The following is a 20,565-nucleotide window of genomic DNA, read 5'->3' as shown; positions in this document are numbered from 1 at the left end:
ACCAAATGCTGCAATTGCGGTATAAGTGAAATTCATAAATCCGGGAGGCGAAGCGAAATGGGCAGCAATGAAAATGGCCTGCTTGCAGGCGACCAGGAATTTTCAATCGGCCCCGCAGGAGGGCGGAAATTATTCCCCGTCGCGCACAGCGGCCGCAAGCTTTGGGAGATGGCGCCTTATCTTGTTATGGATGTGTATCACGAGCAGGATGAAGTGCTTGGGCTTGGAATTGAATTTTATAAACACATAGACGGGGAGCCGTCGCTGCAATCTTTCACGGGCGTGCTGCCGGGTGTGCTGACGCGCATCGCATTCCCGCTGGACGCGCTCGATTCTCAAGCCGTGTTCCTGCCGAGGACGCCGGGCAAGCTGAAGACGCTTGTCTCGGGTGAAGGCTTGAAGCGCTCTGAGGTCGCAGCGTTTGCAATCGGCACGCTCGCTTCCGCCAAGGGCTGGACGTTTAACGTGTGGAACGTCCATCTATCAATGGCGGAGCCCGATTATACGCTGCAGCCAATCAGCCTTGTGGACGAATTGGGACAGTATTCGCGCAAGAGCTGGCCGGGGAAAACCGCGGATCCGGTTGAACTCGCCACTTATCTGCGGAGCGAACGGGAAAGCAGTTCAGCCAGCTTAGCTGCGGAGAGGAGCCGGTTCGGCGGCTGGAAGGGCAAGATGTTCGCGGCGTCCGGCTATTTCCGGACGGAGCATGACGGCAGGAGGTGGTGGCTGGTCGATCCGGACGGCTCCGCATTCTACAGCCTCGGCATGGACTGCGTCAATCCCGGCGAGTCCATGAAGGTCGACGGCATGGAGCCGCTGCTTAGCCGGCTGCCGCCGCAGGACGGTGATTATGCGGAGGCATGGAGTGTGACCGACGGGAGGGGCGATCTGATGAATGGCCGCTATTTCAACTATGCCGTCGCCAATTTGATCCGTTCTTTCGGGCGCACATGGTACGAGGATTGGGCGCTTATCACCCGCAATCGGCTGCTGGGATGGGGCTTTAATACGGTGGGCAATTGGTCCGATCCGGGGTTCATCCGGGGGGCGGCGATGCCGTATGTGCTGCCGCTGGAGCATTTTCCGATGACGCAGCGGTCGATCTTTCGCGACTTTCCGGATGTATTCAGCGAGGAGTTCCGCGCTAGGGCTGAGCAGTTTGCAGAGCAGCTGAAAGCATACGCGGACGATCCGTATCTGATCGGATATTTCCTGCGTAACGAACCGCTCTGGGCATTCGCAGGCGATGTTAATCTGGCGGCGAAGCTGCTGGAACTGGATGCCGCCTTCGAAAGCAAGCGGGAGATGATCCGGTTCCTGTCGGAACGTTATGAAGGTGAGATCAGCCGGCTCAACGAGGCATGGGGAACGGTACTCATGTCGTTCGACGGGCTGCTGCAGCCATTCGAAGCTGATTCAGTCATTGCATCGGCAGGCGCAGCGGAGGATCTCGATCTGTTTACGGAGCTCATGATCGAAGAATATAATGCCATCCCGTCCTTGGCATGCCGCCAAGCGGATCCGAACCATTTGAACCTCGGCATGCGCTATGCATGGATTTCATCCCCGAAGCTGTTCAAGGGAAGCCATCATTTCGACGTGTTTTCGATAAACTGCTACAAAATGAAGCCCGATGCAGACGAAATTCACGAGATCGCAGCACTTACCGGGCTGCCTGTCATGATTGGTGAATTTCACTTCGGAGCGCCTGACGCCGGCCTGTTGGCAACAGGTCTTCGCGGCGTAACGACGCAAGAGGAGCGCGGCAAGGCATACAGCCATTATGTGGAGCATGCGGCCGCGTTGACGGATCTCGTCGGGGTACATTATTTTATCCTCAATGACCAGGCTTTGCTGGGCCGCTTCGATGGAGAGAACTTCCAGATTGGCGCCGTCGATGTCTGCCATCGGCCTTATCAGCCTTTTATCGACCGGGTTGCCACAACCCACGGACGCATTTACGGGATAGCGGACGGGCGGCTGGAGCCGACCCGCGAAGAAGCCCGGGAAATTCCGCGGATCGGGTTTTAAGGCTTTACACAACAAAAACCGCCTGCCTGCATGCAGCAGACCGGCGGTTTCCTTCACCATTCTATTCCTTGACCGCACCGAGCACGATCCCTTTGACGAAGTACCGCTGCAGGAACGGATACACGAGCAGGATCGGCAGTGCGCCGATGAAAATCTGCGCCGCTTTGACGGTACGCTGGGCAATATTCTCAAGATCCTCAGGCCGGACGTTGACCTTGCTGAGGTCCTGCTGGACGATGATCGTCTGCAAGAACGTCGCGAGCGGGTATTTGTCATACTCCGTTATATAAAGCATACCGTCAAACCAGGAGTTCCAGTGGCCCACCATGTTGAACAGCGAGAGCGTCGCGATCGCAGGCAGCGAAATCGGCAGATATACGCTGATGAGCGTCCGTAGATGGCTGGCCCCGTCGATGAGCGCCGCTTCTTCCAGTTCCTTGGGAACGGTACGGAAGAAGTTCAACATCAGGATCAGCAGCCACACATTGACCGCGGTCGGCAGAACGAGCGCCCACATCGTGTTCATCATATGAAGCTTCTGGATGAGAATGTAGGATGGCACCATTCCGCCGCTGAACAGCATGGTGAATACGAAAAACCAGGCATAGACGGATCGGCCGCGGAAGAACGAATCCTCCTTCGAGAGCGGATAGGCGGTCAGGAAGATGACCAGCATGCTGATTCCGGTACCGAGCGCCGTCCGCTCCACTGCCAGCCAGAGCGCGCGAAGGAAGTTATCGTTGACAAGTGTCTTCTCATAGGCATCGAATGTGAACTGGATGGGCCACAAGCCGACGAGGTTGGCGCTTGCCGGCGCCTTGCCGCTTAAGGAAACGGCCAGAATATGAATGAGCGGCATGATGCAGAGCAGACTGACGACAAGCAGAAGAGCATAGTTGAAGCCGGAGAAAATCCGGTAAGAAACGGACTGGCGGCGCATATGACGACCTCCTTCCTATACATGCAAACAGGTAATTCAGAAAATCCGGTAATTCGCGAATTTGTAAGCCAGCCGGTAAGCGAAGATGATCAGAAGCATGCCGATGACCGATTTGAACAGGCCGACGGCTGTGCCGAAGCTCATTTCGCCGTTCAGGATGGCCATCCGGTAGACGAAAGTATCAATAATATCGCCTTTGCTGTAGACAAGGGCGTTATACAGATTGAAAATTTGATCAAATCCCGCATTCAGAATATTGCCCAGTGACAGCGTTCCGAGCACAATGGTAATCGGGATCAGCGCAGGAATCGTAATGTATACTGTCTGCTTCCAGCGCCCGGCGCCGTCCACTTCGGCGGCTTCGTAGAGCGAAGGATTGATGCCGGCGAGTGAAGCCAGGAAAACGATTGTGCCATATCCGAATTCTTTCCAGACATCGCTGACGACGACAGTGAAGCGGAACCAGTCGCCGTTGCCGAGGAAGAACACCGGATCGATGCCGAAAACGCCGAGTGCCCGGTTGACAAGACCGCCTTCAGGGGACAGCATGTCAAGCAGGATGCCGCCGAGGATAACCCAGGACAAGAAGTGAGGCAGGTAGACCAGGGTCTGTACGGAGCGCTTGAAGCCCATCGCGCGTACCTCGTTCAGCAGCAGGGCGAAGATCAAGGGGGTAATGAGCTGGAAGACGATCTTGAGTGACGCGATGATGAGCGTATTCATAATCACCTGCACGCTGTCGGGACGCTGGAACATATAGCGGAAATGCTCCATGCCAACCCATTCGGATTTGAAGAAGCCGAGCCACGGCTTAAAGTCCTGAAACGCCATCACGATGCCGCCCATCGGGAGGTACGCGAAGATAAGGGTGAAGATCACGCCGGGCACCATCATGAAATGCAGTGGCCATGTCCGTTTGAAGTTCCACCTGTTCCTGACCTTGGCAGCTTTTCTCGCCGCTGGCGCCTTAATCGGTTGCGGGTTGCCTGTGCTTGCTTGCATGGGAGGTCGCTCCTTTAGAGGGATGAATGGCCGCAGTGAAAGCGGTCTATGCCGATTACTTCCATTGTAATAAGATAGCGCTTTCATAATCCAGAACAACCTGTGAAGAATGATGTTACTTTGTTAACCGATTGCAGGGAATGGAGAGACCGTGATGGGAAACGTGCGTTTGACCGTCTATAAGAAATTGATGCTGCTCATATTGCTGCTGCTGACCCCGATTGTGGTGCTCTACACGTATGCCAACCAGAAGACGGTCGGTGTGGTGAAAGCGGAGATTTACCAGTCAAACAAGAACCAACTGATCTTCTTTGCCAGTCAGATGGATAAGAAGATCGAAGAGATCGCTACATATTCCATTATGTTGATCCGGGATCGTTCATTAAACGATTACCGCTATATCGATCTTTATCCCAACTATACGGATGTCATCCGGGTCAAAAATACGGTTCTTGACCGGATCAGCCTCCAGCAGGCCATGAGCGGATGGATCAACCGGATTTCGGTGTACGCGCCGCAGATCAAGGATGTCATATCGACGGACAATACGGTGAGCTATGAATCCGGATACCTGGAACGAAATGTCGGACGGGGCTGGAAATACGAGAAGGAGCGGCAGGAGTTTGTCTGGTACGCAGCTGAGCCGCAGGGGGGCTCGGACAATCCGCTGAAAGCCAAGCTGATTATCGAGACCCGGTTCCCGGCGCAGCGGATCATGGATATGCTCGGTGCTTATGAAACGGACGGCGAGCGGCACCCGTTCCTTTACCGTGACGGCGGAGACGTGATCAGGTTCGGCACATACAAGGACGATACGCTCGTCGAGCTTAGCCGGATGCTGGATTCAGACCGTACGCAGCCAGCGTTTAACCGGTTGAAGAAGGTAAAGGGTGAGCAGTATGTGGTGAATGTGGTTGCGCTGGACAGCGTGGGCTGGTATCTGGTCGATTATGTGCCGCTCGAGAAAATTTTGTCGCCCATCACGAAGAGCCGGAATTCCTTCTACATCGTCCTGACGCTGCTGCTTCTGCTCGGGCTTGGGGCAGCGCTCATGCTGTACCGCAATGTCCAAGTGCCGGTCAGGCAGCTGCTTCTCAACATGCAGCGGCTCCGGATCGGCGACTTTTCTGCGCGGATCACGCACAGGCCGCGGAGTGAATTTGGCATCCTGTACGAGCGCTTCAACGCGATGGCGCGGCAGATCCAGGAGCTGATCGAGAAGGTCTATACCGAGAAGCTGCGTTCCCGCGAAGCGACGCTCAAACAGCTCCAGGCGCAGATTAATCCGCATTTTCTATATAATTGCCTTTACTATATCAAGAATATGACGCGGCTCGGCGAGGGAGTGGCAGTGGAAACAATGGCGCTTAATCTCGGCGAATATTATCGCTATATGACCCGGCACGAGAAGCAGACGCCGCGTCTGGAGGAGGAAATAAGCCTTCTTCGGAACTACCTCGAAATCCAGAATCTGCGCATGAAGCGGATCCGTTACGAAATCGACGTGCCGGATTCAATGTTTCCGATCGTGATACCAAGGCTGCTGCTGCAGCCGCTCGTCGAGAACGCCATCGTTCACGGCATCGAGCCGAAGGTCGGTGAAGGCCGGATCCGGATCGCAGGGCGAGAGTCAGGGGCGTACTACGAAGTGCAGGTGGAGGATAATGGCGTTGGCCTTCCGGCAAAGGAGCTGGAGCTGCTGCGAAGAAAAATCAGCCAGCCTCTTGATGAAGAGATGGGCTGCGGCATGTGGAACGTGAACCAGCGGCTCGTCTACCAATATGGCCAGGAGGCCGCACTATCGATCAGGCCATCCGCAGATGGCGGACTTACGGTAAGCTTTCGCTGGCCGAAGGTGGACGCAAGAATAGCATGATTTTACCGGAGGTGCAGGTGTATGTATGAGCTGATGATTGTCGACGACGAACAGTCCGTGGTGGACGGGATTGCGGGCACGCTTCCCTGGGAGGAGATGCAGATCGACAAGGTGCATAAGGCATATTCCGGACAGAAGGCAATCGACATTCTGTCAGGCAGGACTGTTGATATCGTGATAACCGACATCCGGATGCCCGGCATTACGGGCATTGATCTGATCAAGCGGATCCGGCAGGATTGGCCGCGGACGAGAACCATTCTTTTGTCCGGACACTCCGAATTCGATTATGCGAGGGAAGCGCTGCTCCAGTGTGCATCGGATTATCTGTTGAAACCGGTGCGGGACGAAGACCTGCGGGCCTCCGTCGAGGGTGCGATCGAGCAGATCAGGACCGAGTGGGCGGCCATCAGCTCGTATGAACGGGCCGTCGGTACTCTGCGTGCGAATATGCCGCTTATGCGCGCACATCTGCTGCGTGAACTGCTGGAGGGTAGAAAATACGCTTCACATGTATTGGAAGAAAAGCTTCAGCTCCTTGAATTGCCCTATACTGTGGGGGATGAAGCCGCGGTGCTCTTGATCCGTCTCGAAGACGAATTCGCACAGTTCGATCCGCGAAGCCTGTCCCTCTTCGAGTTTGCAATCGGCAACATGGCGGAGGAGATGTTCGGGAACGATTTCCGCCTGTGGACCGCAAAGGACCGGAATGAAAATTTAGTAATGGTCGTGAAAGCAAGGGGTGAGCGGAATCAACAGCATGCGCAGATCGCACACATCGCCGCCCAGTTCCAGAAGGTCGTCAGCTTGTATTTGAAAGGCACGATTAGCCTGGTAGCAAGCGCATGGGGACGGTTTCCGGCGCAGTTAGGCGATCAGTACGCATCCGCTGTCGCGTCGCTGCGCCGGAGAGTCGGTTCGGAAAGAGGGTTCTTCCTGGCGCTGAGGGAAGGCGAGGATGATTCCGGCACGGTCCATACGCTCAAGAGCCTGTATGAACCGCCAGCGCTCATACACTTATTGGAAGCCGGAAGGTGGGAAGCGGCGGAAGAGAAGCTTGGCCACATTTTTGAGGAGCTCCAGGAGAGGTTCGATGGCTCGCTTGAACATCTGGTGGAAACGTTCTTCTCCATCGCGGCGATGCTCTCCCATATCGCTCACAAGAACGGCCGCAAGCTGGAAAACCTGATCGGGCAAGAGTTCGAGATGTTCGCGCGGGGCGGTTCACCACGCTCCGTGGCTCAGCTGCAGGAATGGACCCGAACATCGGTCGAGCGCATCCGGACTGATATGGAGAACGAGGTTAAGAATACACGAAGCAGTGTTGTCAAGCAGGTGCACGAGTATATCGAAGACCATCTCGCTGGCGACCTGTCGCTGCAGGCGATTGCGGTCCATGTTCATCTGCATCCGGTCTATTTGTCCCGTGTTTATAAGCTGGAGACCGGCAGCATGCTGAGCGACTACCTGTTACGGTACCGGATGGAGAGAGCCGCGTACCTGCTGAAAAACACCGGCTGCAGAATTTATCAGATTGCCGAGCAGACCGGCTACACGAACCCGCCGTATTTCATTAAGGTGTTCAAAAAGGAATTCGGCATTACGCCGCAGGATTACAGAGACCGCAGCTAGCATGGGCAAGATTTCCCTATATAAGAAGACCGGCGTCCAGAAAGCTGACGACCAGGCAAGTAATCGATTAATGCCCCTCTGCCGCTAACACATAAGTCTCGATTTTCATCTGATTTATCCACTAATTATCGGGGTTTCTCCAAAACCCATAATCCGGTAAAATCATCACTGCCACTGCTTTTTGATAACGTTTTCATAAAAGGAGAAACACGTCAGGGCAACTGATTAACCTGACCCGCATTTTGTTTCAGAACATAATCCAGGAGGAGGTATTCAGAATTATGTTTTCATCCAGCAAGCTCATTCGTATATTGCTGACGGTATCGGTTTTGTTGACCATGCTCGTTCCTTCTTTCGCCAGCGCGGCCACGCAGGAGCGGCCAGCGATCCCCGTTCCGAAGAGCAAGATTCAATCGTATGTCGAAGCTATGCAGCCCGGTTGGAATCTTGGCAACACGTTCGACGCAACCGGAGCAGACGAGACGTCCTGGGGCAATCCGCGTGTGACGAAGCAGCTCATCAAGCATATCGCCTCGCAAGGATACAATAGCATTCGCATCCCGATCACATGGGATCAGCGGATGGGCGAGGCGCCGGACTACATGATTGAACCAGCATTCCTGGACCGCGTTGAAGAGGTCGTGAACTGGTCTCTGGACGCCGGATTGTACGTCATGATCAATCTGCACCACGATTCCTGGCTGTGGGTTAACCGGATGGGGACGGAGCATGACGTTGTGCTTGCCCGTTATAACGCAGCATGGGAGCAAATCGCAGAGCGGTTCAAAAACTATTCGAAGAAGCTGTCGTTCGAGAGCATCAATGAACCTCGTTTCACTGACGGCTGGGGTGAAAGCGGCGAAGCCCATTTCGCGATGCTGCAAGAATTGAATGCATCCTTCCATGAGATTGTGCGCGCCTCCGGCGGCAACAACTCCGAGCGCCCGCTCGTACTGCCTACGCTCGAGACGAACGCGAATCAGGACCGGCTCGACGCACTGGTGGACACGTTCGACGCGCTGGACGACCCGAACCTGATTGCAACCGTTCACTATTACGGCTTTTGGCCGTTCAGCGTCAACATTGCCGGCTTCACCCGCTTCAACGAAGAAACGAAAAACGACATTGTCCAAACGTTCGACCGCGTCTATAATTCGCTGGTGGCTAAGGGTATTCCCGTCATTCTAGGCGAATACGGTTTGCTCGGCTTCGACAAAAATACGGGTACGATCGAACAAGGGGAGAAGCTTAAATTTTTCGAATTCTTGCTTCATTACGTTCAAGAAAGAGGCATTACCCATATGCTGTGGGACAACGGGCAGCATCTCGACCGCAATGCGCTGCAATGGAACGATCCGCAGCTATATGGCATGTTGAAAGCCAGTTGGAAGGGCCGCTCCGCAGCCGCGGAAACCGATTTGATTTATTTGGCCAAAGGCGCGGAAGCGCAGGACGCTGTTATCCGGCTCGAATTGAACGGCAATCGGCTGACGGCTCTTCGCCATGATGGCAGGCCGCTTCGCAAAGGCAGCGACTATTCGCTGGAAGGGGATCTCCTGACGGTGAAGGCGGGCTTACTCTCCAGGCTGACGGCGTCCGGCGCCTACGGCGAGAACGCGGAGATCACTGCGGATTTCAATAAGGGCGAGGACTGGACGTTTGACGTAATCGTCTACGATACACCAGTGCTGCAGAACGCCGCCGGAACAACGAACGAGTTCTCGATCCCGACTGCGTTCAACGGCGACCGGCTCGCTACGATGGAAGCCGTGTACGCTGCCGGAGGCAACGCAGGTCCGCAGAACTGGACGTCTTTCAAGGAATTCGCGTACGCCTTCTCGCCTTCGTACGACACGAACGGGATAAAGCTCACGCAAGACTTCTTCAACGAAGTGAATGACGGTGAAGTCGTGCTGACTTTCCACTTTTGGAGCGGTAAAACCGTTGAATACACGATAACGAAAACTGGAAATGCCATCGTCGGTTTCGCTGCGGAGCTTTGACGCTGTTTCCTGTATATCGAGTTCAGTCTTTGTTGAAATGCAGCATTCCGTGCACCTGGGGACTTCGCTTCTCACGCGAATAACCGGTCCGATTAGAGAGGAGCCTCCTTTAGGGAGGCTCCTCTTTTCCATTATGCAACACAGCAGGGAATTACGAATTATTGCTTCATTTTTTCATCAAGCACCTGGAATGCCTTGATGACGGCTTCTCTTGGCAGTTCCGCATACAAATCGCCCAAACTGATTTCGCAGGAACAGGTATGTTCATCGATTTCTGTCAAATAGCTCGTGATGCCAACACCCGTGGCTTGCTGAACCTCTGCCAGAACAGAGGCCGCTTGCTCTTTGGCCAGATGGAAATGGACGTGAAACATATTCGAAACGGGCATAAGCGGCAGCGTCGAAACGCCGTGGCAGGAATTGAACAGGGCGGCAAGCTCCTTTGCTGCTTCAAAATACTGCCCCATTTTGGGTGAGCGTAGATTATAATAATAATCCGCAGAGACGATATACGGATACAAGCTGATCAAATCGCCGCCGTGGCGCCGTTTCCAAACCTTGGATTTCGCTATAAAGGCTTGATCTCCTGCCAGAATCGCTCCTGCAATCCCGCCGATTCCTTTATATAACGAGATATAGACACTGTCAAAAAGAGCGCAAACCTCAGCGGCCGACCTTTGATAAAAGGGAAGGATCTCCAGAAGGCGCGCCCCATCCAGATGCAGCTTAATGGCTTTGTCGCGGCAATATTCCGAAATCTTCTGAAGCGTTTCAAAGCTTGGCAACTGGCCGCCGATTTCGCGCTGAGGCAGCTCCAGCAGGACACAAGCTATGCCCTCCTCCATATTCACGACATCTTCCAGCCCGATGACGCGGCTTTTGTCAGCCAGCAGAACCGTTTTGATGTGATGCAGCTCCTTCAAGCCATCTTCTTCGTGGATTTCCAGGTGGCTCAGCGGATGATAGGCAACTTTCCTTAAGCCTTGTTCATCGCACCAAATGCGCAGAGCAATCTGCTGGGCCATCGTTCCGCTCGGGAAGAAGACGGCATGCTCTTTTCCCAGTAAAGCCGCCATCTTCGCTTGAAAATCCTCAATGATCTTTCCCGTGCCATATCTGTCGCTTTCCAGCTGCCCCTCAATGTCTTGAAAAGCCTCTTTTAATACCCGGATATCGCGTTTGCCGTGATTGCCCAGTTTATAGTTGGTCTGGTTATAGGCTGCTGTCAAGGATTCAGTCATGTATGAAAACTCCTTTAACTTTAAGTCAGAGGCTTTTCCAGCCTGCCTGCACCGATTACTATATCACACTTCCACTCTCTTTGATGATGGGACAATGCAACAAGATTGCCCGGTCATGTTACAGAAGATGATCATTGAAAAATCATATACAGACAGCCCGGTTGGATTCCCAAGGTTATCCTGATCAGCACTGGCCGGCCAGCTTCATCGCCCGCTTGGTCATGCGTGCGGCGAACACCTTGAGCGAGGCGTAGCTGGAGACGCTGATCTCGTAGCTGCGTTCCTGAAGGCAGCGGCGGATGTCTTCGGCTGTCAGGCAATCGCGGAAGAGCCTGTTCCTGACGCAGCCGAACTGGATCGGCAAATGCGAATCGCTGCCGCACACGACCGGTTTGCCCAGCTTGGCGCCAAGCTCGTTTAGCCTGGCTTGCGTATCCGGCTGCTTGGCCAGATCCTTGCCGTTCAGATCGAACGCGTCGAACCGCCGCAGCCGTTCCTCGCCCAGGTGAAGCAGGGGCGTCGAGTTCCTCGTCGGATGCGCGCCGATCTTCAGCACGGCGAACGCGTCTGCAGTATCGAGCACCTCGTCGAAGGTTGGAAAACGCGGCTTCTCCAGCCGATCCGCAAACTTATCGTGTATCGCGCGGATTTGCGCCTTGTTGCCGATCAGCAGAATATGTCCCGTCTCGATAATATCGATTTCCATACCGGTAAAAACCTTAAATCCATCCACATCATAATAGTCATGCTTGTAGGGATAATGCCCGTCCAGCGTCTCATATATCCGGCTGTAATGGAGGGTGTTGAAATGCTCCGTGAGCGCCAGGGCGTCGAGCCCGTTCCGGCGGGCGCTGCGAATCATTTTATGAAAATAGTCCATGGAAAACTCAAGCTTTTTTGACATTTTCGTATGCGTGTGAAAATCGATCCACATCGTGTGTTTCGCCTCTTTCCGCCTTAGATCGGGAACATCCGTCCGAGAGCAAAGATGATGGTCAAATACAATGCGGTTCCGGCGACGAACAGCGCGTCCCGGTAGGTAAGCCGCAGATAGGAGAGCTTCAGCCGTTTCGCCTCCGGGTTGTGCAGGGCGTACGTAAAGCCTTTGATCTCCAGCGCCTCGACGGTCGTACGGGTCCGCTTGGCGGTGCCCAGCAGCATGGGGTAAAAAGCAAGAACGGCGATCCGGCCCAGGTAGAACAGCTTGCGGCTGCGCAGCCATCTTCCGCCTGCCGGCATCCGCCCTCTTAACCGGTAAGAGCTGATAATCTGCTGATACTGCTCAACCAGAATCGGTATCATCCGGTACCCGTAGGAGATGCCGAAGCAGACCTGCCCCGGGACCTTCAGGCTCAGCAGGGCGTCGCTGAATTTCTCCGGGTCCAGACTGGCGAATACGGCGACGCTGACAAGCGCGACGGCGAGCAGCTTGAACGTCAGCGTCAGCATCGATGCGAAAGCCTCAAGGTCTCCGCCGATTACCAGCGCCAGAACGACCAGATAGATGAGGTTGCAGAAGGTGCTGAACGCCATTAGCGCGATAATGAGACCGCTGACGCGGGAGACGGCAGCCAGAACCAGCATCGTGAGAAACAGCAGGACCAGCACCGTCCGGTTATAGATGAACCAGGGCATGGTAGCGAAGATCAAATACCAGAGCAGCAGCATGCGCGGGTCGAACCGGGTCAGAAACGTCTGCTTATTGGCGTAGGCGATGTTCATGAGCGTCAGCTTCAATCGCTCCAGCGACAGTCGCTGCAACAGCTTGTCGATAATCGTTCGCCTCCTTTCCTCCTGCGGGCCACCGACGGCAGAACGCCTCGACGCTCAGCGCCGGCGGCTGGAGGCCGGCCGCCTGGCTGAGCAGCGCGATTTGCGGCGGCTGAAGATTGGCCGCCCTCATCAAGGCCGGGTCGGCGAACAGCGCCTGGCCGTCCGTATCCGCCAGCACCCGGCCATGCTGGAGCACGATGATGCGATTGGCCCAGTCGGCGGCAAGCTGCATGTCATGCGTCGCGACAATAACCGTCTTGACATAAGTGTCCAGCCGCTCCAGCATGCCCGTGATCTCCTTGCGGCTTGATATATCGAGACTGGCTGTCGGCTCATCCAGCAGCAGAATTTGCGGGCGCATCGCGATCCCGATGGCCAGCGACGCCCTGCGCTGCTGGCCGCCGCTGAGCAGCCGGCCATCCCTGTCCTGAATGTCCTGCAGGCGGAACTGTGCGATCATCCGGTCAACGAAGGCCTCGTAATCGGCGGTTTTGCGGGCTTTCAGGAAGTAGGCGATATCCGAGCGGATGTTGTCGGCGATGAACATTTCCTCCGGCTGCTGATAGATGAAAGCGACCGATTCCGCCAGCGCTTCGGGCGTAACGGTACGTGTATCCCGCCCTAAAACTTCAATCATGCCTTCCGACGGTTTTGCCAGGCCGGTGATGAGTCTGAGCAGCGTGGACTTGCCCGCCCCGTTGCCGCCAACAAGCGCAACCCGTTCCCCTTCGCGAAAGGTCAGGTCGATTTGGCTGAGCACGGTGTTCCGTCCTTTCTCGACCGTCATATATCGATGGGTCACATGCCGGATTTCAGCGACGGCAGCCCGTTCGATCAGGGGGGGAGCGTCATCGCCTGCAGCTGCGCCGCCAGGGGCTGCAGCGGCATCGGAAGACCGGTCCGGCCCAAACCATTTCTTCGCCTCCTCGAGCCTGATCGGGTAGGGCTTGCGCTCCGGATATATCCGCGATGCGGCCTGCGTCACCTGAGGAGGATGAATCTGGTGCGCCAGCAGCGTCTCCACCTCGTTCAAGGCACTTGCCGTCTCAAGCTTCCAGGCGACCGATCCTTGCTCCATCAGAACGGCATGCTTGCAGTAATCGGCAATAAATTCGGTATGGTGCTCAATGACAATAACCGTTGTGCCGAATTGCTCATTGACCGTTTTGAGCGTGTCATAAATATGCACGGCACTCAGCGGGTCCAACTGGGCGGCCGGCTCGTCGACGATGACAATTTCCGGTTCCATCGCGAGTGCGCCTGCCAGTGCCACCCTGTGCTTCTGTCCTCCGCTCAGCTGCCAAATGTATTTATTGCGGATCGGCTCAAGACCGAATCGATACAGCATTTCCTCAGCCTTAACCTTGTAGTCGGCAAAACCGAAGTTCATTCTTGCGAACGTCAGCTCATCAAAGACGGTGGGCCGTATCAATTGGTTCTCAAAATCCTGATACACATAGCCGACATGCCTGGACATTTCCGCTACCGAACGCGTCATCGGGTCGATGCCGCCCACCGAGACCGACCCTTCAAAATCTCCGGCATAATAATGCGGGATAAGCCCGTTAAGGGACTTGCAGAGGGTTGACTTGCCGCTGCCGTTGCTGCCCATAATGGCGATGAAATCGCCTTTGCCGATGGATAAATGGACTCCGCAGAGCGCCATTCCTTCATCGCCCGGATAACGGAACGAGACCCCGGACATTTCAATAATGGGAGCTGCGATCATAGCTTTTCGGCCTGCCGGGGAATGCTCTTGCGGGAGGAGAAGGCGATCAGCATCACCGCGATTGCAACGAGAGCGGCGACCCCGATCCCGACCCAGATGAAGCCTCCGCCGTATTGATCGATGAAGTCCGGCTCCCAGGCGCCAAGCTCCAGCGATTCTCCCAGTACGCCGAACAATACGGCGATGATGAAGATGCCTGCGCTGAGCGCGAGCAGACTGCCCGCCGCGGCGCGGTAGGAGGAATTCGTGCGCGGCTTGATGCCCAGCAGCGGCTCCAGCTTGCCGTGCAGCCGCGGAAGCATGAACATGGCAGGGAGGATGCCGACGATAATACCGGATATGATCCATTCGTTCACATTCTCCACCAGCTCCAAAAGAACGATGCTTTGAGGCAGCCCTTCAACGGCCTCAAGCTCGCTGACGCCTACCGAAACCTTGATGACATCGGCTACTCCCCCGAGCAGCTGCTCGATGCCGATGCCGATCATGCCCGCTATCGCAATATTGAGCCTGTTCTTCGGGTTGTTCACCAGCAAGCCGGCAATGTACAAGCCGATGAACAGCGTCAGCACCCCTTCGAGTTCCCCGATGCCCCCGAAATCGCCCATCAGCAGGTCGCCGAAGATGACTTCGCCAACCGCGGCCCCAAGCGCCGCATAAAGCGGGTTGAACAAGGCGACAAGAATGAGCCCGACGAATCCAAAGTACGGGATGCCGATCTCGATCGGACCGATCTCCACATCGGGAATCATTTCGGTGACCAGATCGGCCAGTCCAAAGAGCGCCATCGATAATACAAACACCATTAAATTTTGGGACTGATTCTGCGGTTTCCGGTTGTAGGCTGCAGTTTCCATACGTTCTTCACCCTCCCATAGTTCGTTCCATGCAATCATAAGAGAGGAGCATCACGGGAGCGTTAACGCAGTGTGTTCGTTTTGTAAAAAATATTTCATAAACTTAAAATATGAAATAAAATTATCAAAACAAGTTGAGATTTCCTTCGGGTTATGGTAGAACGTGTATGAGAGGAGTCGAATTGCCATGCAACAAATTCGGTTCGAGGCTGAGCGGTTGACAGCGGGCCACCGGAAGATCGCCGATTATATCGTCAAGCATTTGCAGAACATCCCTTATATGACAGAACAGGATTTGGCCGCGCAGACGGGCATCAGCATCGCGACGGTATCCCGGTTCTGGAAGTCTGCGGGCTACGCCAATTTCAAGGATTTCAAGCGGCAGCTTCAAGGCGATGCCGCGCCGACGCCGGCAGGCAAAATGGCAGATAAGCTGCGCAAGGTCGCCGACGATGATCTGGCCGGCAAAATGCTGGAGCTGGAAATCCGTCATCTGGCCATCACGATGGAGAGGCTCTCGCGCGAGGATTTCCAGTTTGCCGTCGACAGCATGATCCGGGCCAGGCAGATATTCGTGTATGGCTCGGGACCCTCCCATTCGCTCTGCGAGCTGCTTTATTATAGGCTGAACCGGTTCGGGTACCGGGTGAATCATATTTCCCGCGGCGGGTCTGAATTGTTCGAATGGGCCGGCCAGCTTGGCGCATCCGATGTCCTCATCGTGTTCGGCTTCGCCAATACTCCCCCGGAAGCGAAGGTGCTGCTGGAGCTGGCGCGGCAGGCGGACTGCCCCTCCGTCCTGGTGACGGATGCGATGGTGTCCGAGCTGGTGGATCTGGCCGACGCTGTTCTTTATACCTGCCGGGGGGAGAGCGGAGAGTTTCATTCGATGGTGGCGCCCGTTGCGCTGGTCGATTCGTTAACCGTCGCTATGGCCAAGCAGGACGAGGAGCGGGCACTCGCCAGCCTTCATCGGCTCTATGATTTAAGACAGCGCCTGGCGCCGTCGATGCAATACAAACGCTAGAGCTCGCTGAGCGCACATGAAGCAAACAGAGGGCTGCATATACAGCAGCCCTTTATTCCATTTACGGATAAACAGCAATCTGGAAGTAATCGAAACTGGTTCATTATGCTATAATTTACCTGTGTTTTTCAATCCTTTACTGCGCGAGGAGGCAAATATGTCATCCACCAAAAAAAGCAATTTTCAAACGGTAGACGAATATTTCGGCAGCTTTCAAAAGGAGATTCAAGACTCTCTGGAACAAATCAGGCAAACCATTAAAAACGCCGTGCCTGAAGCGGAGGAAGTGATAAGCTATCAACTGCCAGCATTTAAATATCATGGGATGCTGATCTATTTCTCCGCCTATAAAGATCATTACTCGTTGTCTTTTCCGCCGCCATTTATGGTATTTGAAGTCTTTAAACAAGAATTGTCGCCCTACGAGGTATCCAAAACCACGATTAAATTTTCTGCAGATAAACCGCTCCCGTTGGAATTGATAAGCGAGCTCGCCAAGTATAGAGCAAAAGAAAATCTGGAAGGCAAACAGAAGAAACGATAGGGCTTAAACCGGGAGGGGGTGCGGTCTGTAGTTTGTCGTTTGCAGACCTCATATTTAGCTCCGAGCCCGGGGGCATTCAGCAGGACATTCACCGCTTTCGTGAAGCAGCCCTTCCCGCATGTATTTCGAAGTCGCAAAGCCGGAGGTGTGCCAGATGAGCTATATTAACATGATCCAGAGGTCCATTCTATTTATCGAAGATAACCTGTTTAACCCATTATCGCTGAAAGCTGCAGCTGGGCATGTCCATATCTCCCCCTGGCATTTCCACAGGCTCTTTCGCATGGTGGCAGGGGAGCCCGCGGCAGTGTATATCAGGAAACGCCGGTTTTCCATAGCGGCCACGGAATTGCTGGAATCGAAAAAACGGATCATTGAAATTGCGGTGGAGCTGGGTTTTGCAAGTCATGAAGCGTTTACGCGTTCCTTCAAGCAGGTGACCGGAATAACGCCGGAGCAATACCGGATTCGTGGATTGTCAACCTTTCATTACCCCATGCTCTCCTTCACAGATAACGAATTGTTTTCCACAGCCTCCTTCCCCGCAACTCCCGATGTCCGCATAATCACCCTGAATTCGCTGCAAGTCACCGGTTTACGCCTGAAGGGTCTGAATATATCTGCGTCAATCAGCATGGAGCACAATCAAAAAGAAATCGAATGTTTATGGAGGTCCATTCATCCTGCGGTAGAGTTTCACCAGGAGCAGGCCGGAGTCATTATTCCGACAGGCGGAACACGCTTCGATTATTTGGCAGGTCTATTGACGGATCAGACGCATCTGCACTGCTTTCCCGGGAATTGGGAAGTGTTCAGCATACCTAAACGAACCTATGCCGTTTGTTCCCACTGGGGCTCTCTTGCGGATCTGCCGCATTTGTTTAAGTACATGGTCGGAAATTGGCTTTCGGAGGCCGAATTTGAGCTTGTATATGGGCCGGAACTGGAGCTTTACCGGTTTGACCCTGAGGGTAGGCGGGTCATTGATATCCATATCCCCGTCCAAAAAAGGTAAATTCCAAGGCTTACATTAGCAAGAATTGTCAAGTGAACAGTATCCGGTTCCTCTAAGCTGAAAAGCAAGGAGTGAGACTATGTATAAACCCGTGTATCTGTTGCTTGCATTTTTGTTGTCCGCAGTGTGCTTCTATTTTTCAGGAGCTTACGGCTGGCTGGCCTGGTTTGCCCCGCTTCCCATTATGGTGATCGGTCCCGGATTGTCCGGCAGATTCTTGTTCATAGGTTCGATGCTGAGTTATTGGTCAGGAAGCATGAGCTGGTGGAAGGCAGAGAGCTTTGTTGTGTCGGTTCCGTTTTTCCTGGGATATCATCTGCTGTTTGCCTTGGTTTTTGCCCTGATCATGGTCTGGGTACGCAAAACGACGATTGTTTGGTTATTTCCCATAGGCTGGACGGCGTTCGAGTTCGTGGTGGCGTTGTTTTCTCCCCAAGGTACTTGGGGCAGCTTGGCTTATACCCAAACGGATTATCTGTTCCTGATGCAGAATGCGTCGATATCCGGCATATATGGCATCGTATTTCTTGTTTGTCTATTTCCAGCCTGCATCGCTTACCTTCTAAAGCAAAGAGGTTGGAACCGGGCCAGGTCGACAAGAGCATCTATTCTTATTCTGGGCATCCTGGCCGCTGCGGGGTGGGGGACTTTCCGAATTCAGACTCCGCATGCAGAAGAAGCCGTGAGGGTAGGGTTGACGGCTTCCAATTATACGGTTCCCTTCGAGGAATCGATAGATTCAGGCAAGAATACCGCATTTATAAAGGAATATGTAAACCATGTTGCGCAATTGGCGGATCAGGGTGCCAAGCTTGTTGTTCTTCCCGAGAAGTTGGTCTTTGTAGCATCTGCCGATCAACAAGAGATGGAGGAGATATTCTCCAAATCGGCGTCGGATAACCAGGTTTTCCTGGAAGTCGGCGTAAAGCTGAAGCAAGAGGATGGCATCTATAATAAATCATGGATCTTCTCCCCTGACGGCAAAAAGATTGTGGACTACGACAAAATTCATTTGGTTTCCGGGTTGGAAGACGGGTTCGTTGCCGGGCATGAAACGGCGCGGTTTAACGCTTTTAACCGGCGAATAGGCACAGTCATCTGCAAGGACATGGATTTCCCGGGAACGATTAGAGAGTATGGAAGAGAGAATGTCGGAATGCTTTTGGTGCCGGCGTGGGATTGGGAAGGATCCGAGCGGATTCATTCCCGGATGGCCATCGTTCGGGGGATCGAAAATGGCTTCGCCGTAGTCCGCCCGTCCAAGGAGGGGTTGGTAACGGTATCGGACAGGTACGGCCGGTTATTGGCGGAACAATCAACCTTCGTTTATAAAGATGCATCCATTGTTGCGGATGTTCCTGTTTCGCCGCTTAAGACGCTTTACAGCAGATGGGGAGACTGGTTCGGCTGGTTGATTCTAGGAGGCGCAATAATAGCGGTTTTTATTACTTTTCTAAAAAGATTTGCCCCGAATAGAGCAAAACTTGACGAGGATGCTTATTAGATCTATTATAGATATATAAAGTCTATAAATGCCGAAGCTAAATGATTGATTGAACCGTTTCGGCCAAAGAAAATAACATTGCAGTTATATGCAATGGTTATTTTTTTTAATCCAATATAGATATTATAGATATCTTAAATCTGTATATGAGCGGGAAGTTAATAGTGGGACTTTCTGCTGCAGGTGAATCGTATTGCGGATCATCAGGATCTCAAAGGGAGGCTATCATGGAGAAGCTTATCGATGTAGGGATTATTGGCGGCGGGCCTGCCGGGTTAAGCGCAGCACTTGTGCTTGGAAGAGCGAGAAAAAGCGCGGTGGTTATTGATGAGGGACGGCCGCGCAATCGGGTTACCCGCGAGATTCATGGTTTCCTAACCAGGGATGGCATCCATCCGGACGAATTCCGGCAAATTGCGAAGGAGCAGATCAGCGTCTATCCCTCTGTCCACTTCGCGGAGGATACAGCGGTAACGATCACGGGAACGGATGGGGACTTTCATATCGCAACGGCCCAGGGAGCAGCTTATCGGAGCAAAAAACTGCTTTTTGCCTCAGGCATGAAGGACCTCCCTCCCGAAATTGACGGGTTAGCAGAGGTATATGGCAAAAGTGCCTTTGTCTGCCCTTATTGCGATGGTTGGGAATTGCGGGACCAGCCGCTTGTGCTGATTGTCAAGGGTGCCAGGGCGCTGCATTCGGCTAAAATGTTATCGGGATGGACCAATCAATTTTCAATTTGCACCAATGGACCTGATGAATGGACGGATGAACAACGCGGGGAGCTTAAGCAGCATCAGATTCCCGTATTTGACTCGCCGATCAAGCATATCGAATCCAGCGATGGTATGGTGAAGCGGGTCATGCTGGAGGATGGCAATGACGTTCCATGCAAAGGAATATTCTTTGCGCCTGTGCTCGTTCCCGGATCCGGCTTGCCGCAAGCTTTGGGTTGTCAGGCCACGGAAGCGGGGACGATCATCGTCGATGCCTCAGGCAAAACGAACGTGCCGGGTGTCTATAGTGCCGGCGACGCGGCTACGGAGCTGTATCAGGCGATTACGGCGGCTTCAATGGGATCATTGGCGGCTGCGGGCTTAAACGGCGAACTGCTTGCAGAGGCCTGGAGACTGAAAGGAAATTGAACGCATAGAAGCTCTGCAAGGGAGGCTGTTCCAGTGTCTTGGGAACGGTGTTCCTGAAATAGGGACTTTAAACAGGAATTGAACCAACGGCTGAACTTTTGTTCAGTCGTATTTTTTTATTGACAAGCCTTGAATACACCAACAGGTCCATGATGGTTCGGCCCCCGTTTTCATTTTATATAGATATGTATCAAAAATGCTTATATCAATCACCATCTGCTTGAACCAACTGTCATACTTACC

The 20,565-nt window shown here is 53.8% G+C and carries 16 protein-coding genes; 9 read left to right on the top strand and 7 right to left on the bottom strand.

The window, feature by feature from the left end; translation table 11 throughout:
• Positions 1-57 precede the first annotated feature (57 nt).
• Positions 58-2,034, top strand: coding sequence for a beta-galactosidase (locus AC0YOB_RS20490; RefSeq protein ID WP_475794328.1), 1,977 nt, complete (start codon positions 58-60; stop codon positions 2,032-2,034).
• Between the two features lie 61 nt (positions 2,035-2,095).
• On the opposite strand, the gene AC0YOB_RS20485 is transcribed toward AC0YOB_RS20490, so the two are convergent.
• On the bottom strand, positions 2,096-2,974 hold the full coding sequence (locus AC0YOB_RS20485) for a carbohydrate ABC transporter permease (RefSeq protein WP_475794327.1): 879 nt from the start codon (positions 2,972-2,974) through the stop codon (positions 2,096-2,098).
• A 36-nt stretch (positions 2,975-3,010) separates the two neighbouring features.
• On the bottom strand, positions 3,011-3,868 hold the full coding sequence (locus AC0YOB_RS20480; RefSeq protein ID WP_475794523.1) for an ABC transporter permease: 858 nt from the start codon (positions 3,866-3,868) through the stop codon (positions 3,011-3,013).
• Between the two features lie 262 nt (positions 3,869-4,130).
• Between AC0YOB_RS20480 and AC0YOB_RS20475 the strand changes: the two genes are divergently transcribed.
• From AC0YOB_RS20475 to AC0YOB_RS20465, 3 genes are all read left to right on the top strand, one after another.
• A complete protein-coding gene (locus AC0YOB_RS20475) occupies positions 4,131-5,852 on the top strand; it encodes a sensor histidine kinase (protein ID WP_475794326.1) in 1,722 nt (573 codons plus the stop codon).
• Between the two features lie 21 nt (positions 5,853-5,873).
• Positions 5,874-7,484 carry a response regulator transcription factor gene (locus AC0YOB_RS20470; RefSeq protein ID WP_475794325.1) on the top strand — a complete coding sequence of 537 codons (1,611 nt, stop codon included), beginning with the start codon at positions 5,874-5,876 and terminating at the stop codon, positions 7,482-7,484.
• Positions 7,485-7,765: 281 nt separating this feature from the next.
• A complete protein-coding gene (locus AC0YOB_RS20465) occupies positions 7,766-9,487 on the top strand; it encodes a cellulase family glycosylhydrolase (RefSeq protein WP_475794324.1) in 1,722 nt (573 codons plus the stop codon).
• 158 nt (positions 9,488-9,645) lie between these two features.
• Here AC0YOB_RS20465 and AC0YOB_RS20460 read toward each other — a convergent pair whose 3' ends face one another.
• From AC0YOB_RS20460 to AC0YOB_RS20440, 5 genes are all read right to left on the bottom strand, one after another.
• Positions 9,646-10,728, bottom strand: a complete 1,083-nt coding sequence (locus AC0YOB_RS20460) for a threonine aldolase family protein (RefSeq protein ID WP_475794323.1) — start codon at positions 10,726-10,728, stop codon at positions 9,646-9,648.
• Between the two features lie 184 nt (positions 10,729-10,912).
• Positions 10,913-11,662: a PHP domain-containing protein gene (locus AC0YOB_RS20455; protein ID WP_475794322.1), complete on the bottom strand. Its 750-nt coding sequence runs from the start codon at positions 11,660-11,662 to the stop codon at positions 10,913-10,915.
• Positions 11,663-11,685: 23 nt separating this feature from the next.
• Positions 11,686-12,450, bottom strand: a complete 765-nt coding sequence (locus AC0YOB_RS20450; RefSeq protein ID WP_475794321.1) for an energy-coupling factor transporter transmembrane component T family protein — start codon at positions 12,448-12,450, stop codon at positions 11,686-11,688.
• The gene (locus AC0YOB_RS20445; RefSeq protein ID WP_475794320.1) at positions 12,428-14,230 is read right to left on the bottom strand and encodes an ABC transporter ATP-binding protein; all 1,803 of its coding nucleotides are present in this window, start codon (positions 14,228-14,230) and stop codon (positions 12,428-12,430) included. Before AC0YOB_RS20445 ends, AC0YOB_RS20450 begins: the two co-directional genes overlap by 23 nt.
• Positions 14,227-15,087, bottom strand: a complete 861-nt coding sequence (locus tag AC0YOB_RS20440; RefSeq protein ID WP_475794319.1) for a DUF8171 family membrane protein — start codon at positions 15,085-15,087, stop codon at positions 14,227-14,229. Before AC0YOB_RS20440 ends, AC0YOB_RS20445 begins: the two co-directional genes overlap by 4 nt.
• A gap of 187 nt (positions 15,088-15,274) precedes the next feature.
• Between AC0YOB_RS20440 and AC0YOB_RS20435 the strand changes: the two genes are divergently transcribed.
• From AC0YOB_RS20435 to AC0YOB_RS20415, 5 genes are all read left to right on the top strand, one after another.
• Complete coding sequence (locus AC0YOB_RS20435) at positions 15,275-16,114, top strand: MurR/RpiR family transcriptional regulator (protein WP_475794318.1); 840 nt, start codon at positions 15,275-15,277, stop codon at positions 16,112-16,114.
• Positions 16,115-16,130: 16 nt separating this feature from the next.
• A complete protein-coding gene (locus AC0YOB_RS20430) occupies positions 16,131-16,658 on the top strand; it encodes an iron chaperone (protein WP_475794317.1) in 528 nt (175 codons plus the stop codon).
• A gap of 154 nt (positions 16,659-16,812) precedes the next feature.
• The gene (locus AC0YOB_RS20425; protein ID WP_475794316.1) at positions 16,813-17,673 is read left to right on the top strand and encodes a helix-turn-helix domain-containing protein; all 861 of its coding nucleotides are present in this window, start codon (positions 16,813-16,815) and stop codon (positions 17,671-17,673) included.
• A 79-nt stretch (positions 17,674-17,752) separates the two neighbouring features.
• On the top strand, positions 17,753-19,177 hold the full coding sequence (locus AC0YOB_RS20420; RefSeq protein WP_475794315.1) for an apolipoprotein N-acyltransferase: 1,425 nt from the start codon (positions 17,753-17,755) through the stop codon (positions 19,175-19,177).
• A gap of 227 nt (positions 19,178-19,404) precedes the next feature.
• The gene (locus AC0YOB_RS20415; protein ID WP_475794314.1) at positions 19,405-20,322 is read left to right on the top strand and encodes an NAD(P)/FAD-dependent oxidoreductase; all 918 of its coding nucleotides are present in this window, start codon (positions 19,405-19,407) and stop codon (positions 20,320-20,322) included.
• Positions 20,323-20,565 lie beyond the last annotated feature (243 nt).

This window comes from Paenibacillus sp. JT31N17, from assembly GCF_056269255.1.
The sequence above is the reverse complement of the archived record's forward strand: the minus strand, read 5'-3'. Positions and strand labels throughout refer to the sequence as shown.

Bases quoted from the DNA above. Each gene is read 5' to 3' on its own strand.
- AC0YOB_RS20470 (WP_475794325.1), top strand. From the start codon at position 5,874: ATGTATGAGCTGATGATTGTCGACGACGAACAGTCCGTGGTGGACGGG.
- AC0YOB_RS20440 (WP_475794319.1), bottom strand. From the start codon at position 15,087: ATGGAAACTGCAGCCTACAACCGGAAACCGCAGAATCAGTCCCAAAAT.
- AC0YOB_RS20450 (WP_475794321.1), bottom strand. From the start codon at position 12,450: ATGAACATCGCCTACGCCAATAAGCAGACGTTTCTGACCCGGTTCGAC.
- AC0YOB_RS20430 (WP_475794317.1), top strand. From the start codon at position 16,131: ATGAAGCAAACAGAGGGCTGCATATACAGCAGCCCTTTATTCCATTTA.
- AC0YOB_RS20475 (WP_475794326.1), top strand. From the start codon at position 4,131: ATGGGAAACGTGCGTTTGACCGTCTATAAGAAATTGATGCTGCTCATA.
- AC0YOB_RS20415 (WP_475794314.1), top strand. From the start codon at position 19,405: ATGGAGAAGCTTATCGATGTAGGGATTATTGGCGGCGGGCCTGCCGGG.
- AC0YOB_RS20455 (WP_475794322.1), bottom strand. From the start codon at position 11,662: ATGTGGATCGATTTTCACACGCATACGAAAATGTCAAAAAAGCTTGAG.
- AC0YOB_RS20435 (WP_475794318.1), top strand. From the start codon at position 15,275: ATGCAACAAATTCGGTTCGAGGCTGAGCGGTTGACAGCGGGCCACCGG.
- AC0YOB_RS20420 (WP_475794315.1), top strand. From the start codon at position 17,753: ATGTATAAACCCGTGTATCTGTTGCTTGCATTTTTGTTGTCCGCAGTG.
- AC0YOB_RS20465 (WP_475794324.1), top strand. From the start codon at position 7,766: ATGTTTTCATCCAGCAAGCTCATTCGTATATTGCTGACGGTATCGGTT.
- AC0YOB_RS20490 (WP_475794328.1), top strand. From the start codon at position 58: ATGGGCAGCAATGAAAATGGCCTGCTTGCAGGCGACCAGGAATTTTCA.
- AC0YOB_RS20425 (WP_475794316.1), top strand. From the start codon at position 16,813: ATGAGCTATATTAACATGATCCAGAGGTCCATTCTATTTATCGAAGAT.
- AC0YOB_RS20485 (WP_475794327.1), bottom strand. From the start codon at position 2,974: ATGCGCCGCCAGTCCGTTTCTTACCGGATTTTCTCCGGCTTCAACTAT.
- AC0YOB_RS20445 (WP_475794320.1), bottom strand. From the start codon at position 14,230: ATGATCGCAGCTCCCATTATTGAAATGTCCGGGGTCTCGTTCCGTTAT.
- AC0YOB_RS20460 (WP_475794323.1), bottom strand. From the start codon at position 10,728: ATGACTGAATCCTTGACAGCAGCCTATAACCAGACCAACTATAAACTG.
- AC0YOB_RS20480 (WP_475794523.1), bottom strand. From the start codon at position 3,868: ATGATGGTGCCCGGCGTGATCTTCACCCTTATCTTCGCGTACCTCCCG.